At 42.4% G+C, this 5,672-nt stretch carries 6 protein-coding genes; 1 reads left to right on the top strand and 5 read right to left on the bottom strand.

Translation table 11 applies throughout. The annotated features are described in order from the left end of the window. The 5 genes from VK664_RS10175 to VK664_RS10155 all read right to left on the bottom strand — a co-directional run. Window positions 1-1,696: PKD domain-containing protein (locus VK664_RS10175; RefSeq protein ID WP_461398545.1), on the bottom strand; the 1,696-nt coding region annotated here is incomplete at its 3' end. Between the two features lie 213 nt (window positions 1,697-1,909). Beyond that, window positions 1,910-2,317 carry a hypothetical protein gene (locus VK664_RS10170; RefSeq protein WP_461398544.1) on the bottom strand — a complete coding sequence of 136 codons (408 nt, stop codon included), beginning with the start codon at window positions 2,315-2,317 and terminating at the stop codon, window positions 1,910-1,912. Between the two features lie 17 nt (window positions 2,318-2,334). Continuing rightward, on the bottom strand, window positions 2,335-3,864 hold the full coding sequence (locus VK664_RS10165; RefSeq protein ID WP_461398543.1) for a carboxypeptidase M32: 1,530 nt from the start codon (window positions 3,862-3,864) through the stop codon (window positions 2,335-2,337). Window positions 3,865-3,886: 22 nt separating this feature from the next. Then, window positions 3,887-4,204 (bottom strand): DUF3817 domain-containing protein, encoded by a 318-nt coding sequence (locus VK664_RS10160; protein WP_461398541.1) that lies wholly within the window; start codon window positions 4,202-4,204, stop codon window positions 3,887-3,889. A gap of 67 nt (window positions 4,205-4,271) precedes the next feature. After that, window positions 4,272-4,847, bottom strand: a complete 576-nt coding sequence (locus VK664_RS10155) for a hypothetical protein (protein WP_461398540.1) — start codon at window positions 4,845-4,847, stop codon at window positions 4,272-4,274. Between the two features lie 95 nt (window positions 4,848-4,942). Between VK664_RS10155 and VK664_RS10150 the strand changes: the two genes are divergently transcribed. Continuing rightward, a partial coding sequence (locus VK664_RS10150) for a Nif3-like dinuclear metal center hexameric protein (protein ID WP_461398539.1) occupies window positions 4,943-5,672 on the top strand: 730 nt, incomplete at its 3' end.

Raw genomic sequence — 5,672 nt, 5'->3', positions numbered from 1 at the left:
AGACATGCGCCGGATGCTGACTGCTGGAATTCGTCCCGTCTCCGAAATCCCAAAGCCATTCATCGGCGCCAGTTGACAGGTCAGTAAACTTTACGGCTTCGGAAGCACAAACCTCGAACTTATCAGCAATAAAATCAGCGGTGATGGGTGATCCTGTCTTCACACCTCCAACGAAAGTTGTGTCTTTCACACAACCGGAATTTGTAACGATCCGAAGCTTAATATCGAAAGATCCTGCTGTTGTATAAATATGTGATGGATTTGACTGCGAGCTGGTTGATCCGTCCCCAAAATCCCAAAGCCAGCTTGCTACACCATCAACAGCCTTAACATTGTGAACCGGCACGAACGTATAAGGAATACAACCTCCTGCCGGAAGGTTTGAGACCCCGATAGTAGGCTCCACTACCTGGACAAATACAGGTTTTGTGATCGTATTCTGGCATCCTCCACTAAAGGTGGCCGTCAGCGTAATATCATATTGTCCCAACTGGTTATAGGTATGTTTGGGATTTTTTTCTGTTGAAGTGGTACCATCACCAAAATCCCAGATCCAGGCAGTTGAATTCTGAGTCAGATTCTGGAATTCAACTGTAAAAGGCGCCTTACAACTGGCATGATTTACTGAAGAGAAATCAACTGACGGCTTTGGACCTATCGTAATTTTTTTAATCACCGAATCGATGCAATTTGCATAACGATTTATTAGTTTGACAGTATAGACACCGGCACTATCATAAGTGTGTGCAGGCGATCTGGAATTTGAACCCTGGCCATCTCCAAATGTCCAACGACTGGACGCGGGCACCGGCGAAGAGATATTATTGAATTTTACCGCTACGTTTAAACAAGCCGTATCAGGCGCATTGAATTTTGTTGAATTGTTCTTAAGTGGAATAACTTTCTCCAGCGTGTCTGCACAACCATAGTCACTTATGGTAATTAATGTCACCCTGTAATTGCCGGTATCATTATAAACAGTTGAAGGAGCAGCAACTACAGAAGACGCCTTATTTCCCAGATCCCAGATATAAGTCAGGTTACCTGGTCCTGAACTTTCGTTTGTAAAGGAAACATTGAATGGTGCCTGGCAGGTGTTTGATGGCACCGGGTTAAAATTGGCAATAACACCGGGTACAATCCGGATATAACGTTGACGAATAGTCGAAGATTTGCATCCCTGGTTGCTGGTTATCTGTAAGGTGACGTCATAATATCCTGGAGTTGAATAAATATAGGTCGGATTTTGAGCAGTGGATGTTCCTCCGTCTCCGAAGGTCCATAACCAACCGGTGATCCTGCCTCCCGGGGCAGTACTATTATCTGTAAAGGTTATACTATTCGGGGCACAACCAGTGGTAGCACTTGCAGTGAAAGCTGCTGAAGGAGTAGGATTGACGATGATATAATTCGTTCTGACCAATTGGGCAATTCCATTCGCATTCCGTACAACCAGCTTGACCGTATAAACGCCGGGAATATTATAAACAACTACGGGATTGCGGGTATTTGAAAGTTGACCATTCCCGAGATCCCAATCCCAGTTTGTAGGGTTCCCTGTTGACTGGTCGGTAAAAGTAACAACTAATGGAGCACAACCCGTGAGAGGAGTTGCAGTGAAGCTAACAACAGGGTTCTGGGCATTCAGAACCTGGGACACAATAATTAAGAAATAAAAAAGCCACAATTTCCTCATTAGAACACAACTGCTTTAGTAAGTTACAGATCAGTACGGTTTTCAAGGAAGTTTGGAATGGCCGGAAACGCTGGCTTAATATAAATATGAACTTATATACGTGTAGGTTAATCCCCACGTTGGATTTATTTAAACAAGGTTTAAGGATGAATTCTACAGGTGATATTTACTATCAAATTTCAATCCGTGATTTCGAAAAAATAATTTTGTGAACTATTTTTTGCGCAGATGTAAAACTCTCCTGATACCGGTTGCCGATGATTCAGATTTTACATAGTCCCAATCACTGTCGGTCAGTTTCCAGGTACTACTAAGTTTATCAAGGGGATCAGTAGCACCCGGGAAATTGGTGGTAATGGTATATTGAGCAATATTGGGTTTCCATGTTCCCGGCTCAGAAGATCCCGACTTGAGGGCATTCAGAGTTTCATTGTCATTAAACTTAAATTCGTAACCCTCGTAATTGCCGGTCATCACAGCACCATCTTCAGTATACAAATCCACAATCCATAATCCTTTTGTTATCGCATCCATTACGATCTGTTCCTGTTTACGCTCAATTGTCTTTTTACAGGAAATTGTGCATATGCATAATAGTAGTATTGGAAAAAATCTGAACATCGGAAATGGATTGGACCCTAAAAGTTGTAAATTTTCCTGTATTTATCAAGCAAATACGATAAAAAATAATTGATATTCAATGTTTTCCCGGAAATGACCTTACAAAGTGTCTCGCTCGTATAAATTCGTCCATGCATATGCACATTCGATCTTAGCCAGTCCAGTAAACCATCATATTTACCCGAATTTACTTCTTCGGCGACGGTTTTACTATTTTCCTTTGTGGTCTCACTGCTTTCTACTGCTGTTTGGTAAATCTGTGCCGCGTAAAAGCTTCCCAGTGAATATGTTGGAAAATAACCAAAACTTCCGTGGCTCCAATGAACATCCTGAAGACATCCCCTTCTATGATCTGGAACTTCGATTCCCATATACAATTTGTATTGTTCTGCCCAGTAAGCCGGTATATCATTTGTGTTTAGACTTCCTTCCAGCAACTTTTTCTCAAGTTCATATCTTATCATAATATGAAAATGATAGGTCAGTTCATCGGATTCAGTGCGAATAAGGGATGGTTGTACCTTATTAATTGCCTTATAAAAATGGTCAACTGTGATATCTGCCAACTGCTCCGGAAAATATTGTTTAAATAAGGGAAAAAAGGTCCTGCAAAAAGACTCACTCCGGCCGACATGATTTTCCCACAATCTTGACTGCGACTCATGAATACTGTAACTGGCCGCTTCTCCGGCAGGTAACCCGTACTGGTCACCAGGCAGACCCTGTTCATATAATGCATGACCCAATTCATGGATACAGCTCCAGGTCATCGCAGCCAGGTCGTTTTCGTCGATCCTTGTCGTAATCCGCACATCCTGGTTATTAAAACTCACACTAAATGGATGTTCTGAAACATCCTGTCTGCCTGCCTCAAAATCATATCCTAATCTTTTTAAAAGATCCATCCCAAAGGCCCATTGCTTTTCCCTGGGATAATGTCTGTGCAGAAAAGAATCGTCCACTGGCGGCTGACTCATTATCTTTTGCAGTAATTCTTTCAACGGCCCCCTGATTTGGTTGAAAACCGCATCAAGAAGTAATACATTGGTCCCTTTATCGTGTTCATTAAGCAGCGCATCATAAGGATGGTTCGTATAACCAAGGTAACCGGCTTCCTGTTTTTTTAATGCTACGAGTTTGGCAAGATCGCCGGCAAAAAGGCTAAAATCATTTGCCTTTCTTGCTGCCATCCAGCTATGGAAACTCTGGTTGACTGTTTCGGACATCTCGCGCACAAATTCTGCTGGTATTTTCTGCAGCCGGGTATAGTCTTCAAAACTAAGTTCGGCATTTCGTTTCTCCTTATCAGTAAGACCATTAGTCTCCAGTAGATGAGTGAACAGATCACCGGAAGTTTTACTCGTAAACAGTTCATGCGCCAGTTCTGTCAGGCTGGCAATTTGTTGTCCCCTCACCGGCGCTCCCCTCGGCGGCATATAGGTTTCCTGATCCCATTGCAATAAAGCAGAAGAAAAACGTAAATCGGCGATCCGGCTCATGGCAACTTTATACTGCCCGTATAATTCTTCGTGTGATAAGTTAGTCATCAATTGGTTCGTTTATTTATAATCAACCTACGGCAACTTCGTCCTGCTGTTTTTTTAATTGAGCATCAAACATCCAGGTGCCGAATGGCAAAAATGCTGCCAGGCAACCGAAAATGATTTTCTTTAACGGCCACCTATATGCGCTTTGAACCCGGTATAGCTGTAAGATATATGCGATGAAGAGCAGACCATGTATCCACCCGACGATCCTCACCGGAAGGGGTTGTCCCGCGATGTATTTAAGCGGCATAGCAATGCCAAGTAAGAGTAACCAGGATAAACCTTCGGCAAAACCGATTTTTCTTAATAATCTTAATATAAAGGCCTTTGATGCACTCATCCGGCAAAAATAACTACGAATGTCGAAGTTGACGATTCAATTTCTGATCTTATCTTTCCCGGGCATATCAGGGTTTGAGTACAGTAATAATCTTTGTGGCTTTGCTATGTGGGGATCCTGCGCTGGTATCAATTTTGAGCGAATCAGGTCTGCGGTCGTTATAGGTAATTACAAATGATTTAAACAGGTTGGCCATTGGATTCCGGAAATTTATCACGCCGGCATTTTTCTGATCTATACTCCCATAAACCATCATAGTATCCGAAACAGGAACAAGCTGCAGGTCTATATTATAAGCAGCATTTGAATCTGCCTTGCGGAGATCCATATCATAAAAAAATTTGTCATCATAAGTGACAAACAGCGTCTTCTCCACATAATTCTTACTTATAGAATCAGTGGTTCGATTGTTCATAATCCTGGTAAGGGGAGTGCTATCCGAAAGTGTCCAGGTACTGTCGTGGTAAAAAACTTCCATTGGTCTATCGGCCGTATATACCTTTACTTTCTGTAATATTGAATCAGGTGTGTTTTTAAATGCAATGGTATCATATGCAGCAGGCTCCGCTTTACGGCTAAAATAAAAATACATTCCGGCCGCAGCAGCTATGGTCAGAAATAGAATGATCCAGGTTGTGCGCATAATAATAGTTGAAGGTGACAGTAAAACTAGGTAATATTTATAATACACTAAACGCTGTCTTTCAGTAAATCCGCTTATGCCTTTACCTTTAGGGAATGAGAATACAAGAAGTTATCGCCCATCTTGAAAATATCGCTCCACCATCTTTGCAGGAAAGTTATGATAATGCCGGGCTTATAACTGGTGACGGCGACCGGCTATGCACAGGTGTAATTGTTTGTCTTGATTCGACTACAGATGTTATTGATGAAGCGATCAGGTCAGGTGCAAATCTTGTTGTTGCGCATCATCCAATCATATTTTCCGGCATAAAAAAGTTAAACGGCAAAAACTATGTTGAGAAGGCAGTGATTCTTGCCATTAAAAACGATATCGCGATTTATGCAATTCATACTAATCTCGACAATATCATCGGGGGTGTTAATAAACAAATGGCCGATAAACTGGGACTGGTCAACAGGAAGGTGTTGTTACCCAAAAAAGATCAGCTGGAAAAGTTGTACGTTTTTGTGCCTTCAACCCACGAAGAAAAGTTAAAAGATGCTTTATTTGAAGCAGGCGCCGGGAGTATAGGTAATTACAGCGAATGCAGTTTCAGTACACCGGGAACCGGGAGTTTTACGGGTGGAAAAGATACGAATCCCTATTTGGGTACACCTGGGGAACGCCACATGGAAGAGGAACGCAGAATAGAAGTCATATTCCCTGCTTACCTTGAGGGCAGGGTCCTGAAGGCTATGCGGGCGGTTCATCCTTATGAAGAAATCGCTTTCGACCTGGTGAAACTGGGGAATGAGTTTAACGGGCTGGGCTCAGGGTTGATAG

Origin of the sequence: Flavitalea sp. (assembly GCF_035489435.1) — a bacterium.
GTDB lineage: Bacteria > Bacteroidota > Bacteroidia > Chitinophagales > Chitinophagaceae > DATHKG01.
Note: the sequence above shows the minus strand (reverse complement) of the source record. Positions and strands in the feature narration are given on the sequence as shown.

Excerpts from the sequence above, each read along its gene's own strand:
- VK664_RS10170 (WP_461398544.1), bottom strand. The coding sequence starts at position 2,317 with ATGTTCAGATTTTTTCCAATACTACTATTATGCATATGCACAATTTCC.
- VK664_RS10165 (WP_461398543.1), bottom strand. The coding sequence starts at position 3,864 with ATGACTAACTTATCACACGAAGAATTATACGGGCAGTATAAAGTTGCC.
- VK664_RS10160 (WP_461398541.1), bottom strand. The coding sequence starts at position 4,204 with ATGAGTGCATCAAAGGCCTTTATATTAAGATTATTAAGAAAAATCGGT.
- VK664_RS10155 (WP_461398540.1), bottom strand. The coding sequence starts at position 4,847 with ATGCGCACAACCTGGATCATTCTATTTCTGACCATAGCTGCTGCGGCC.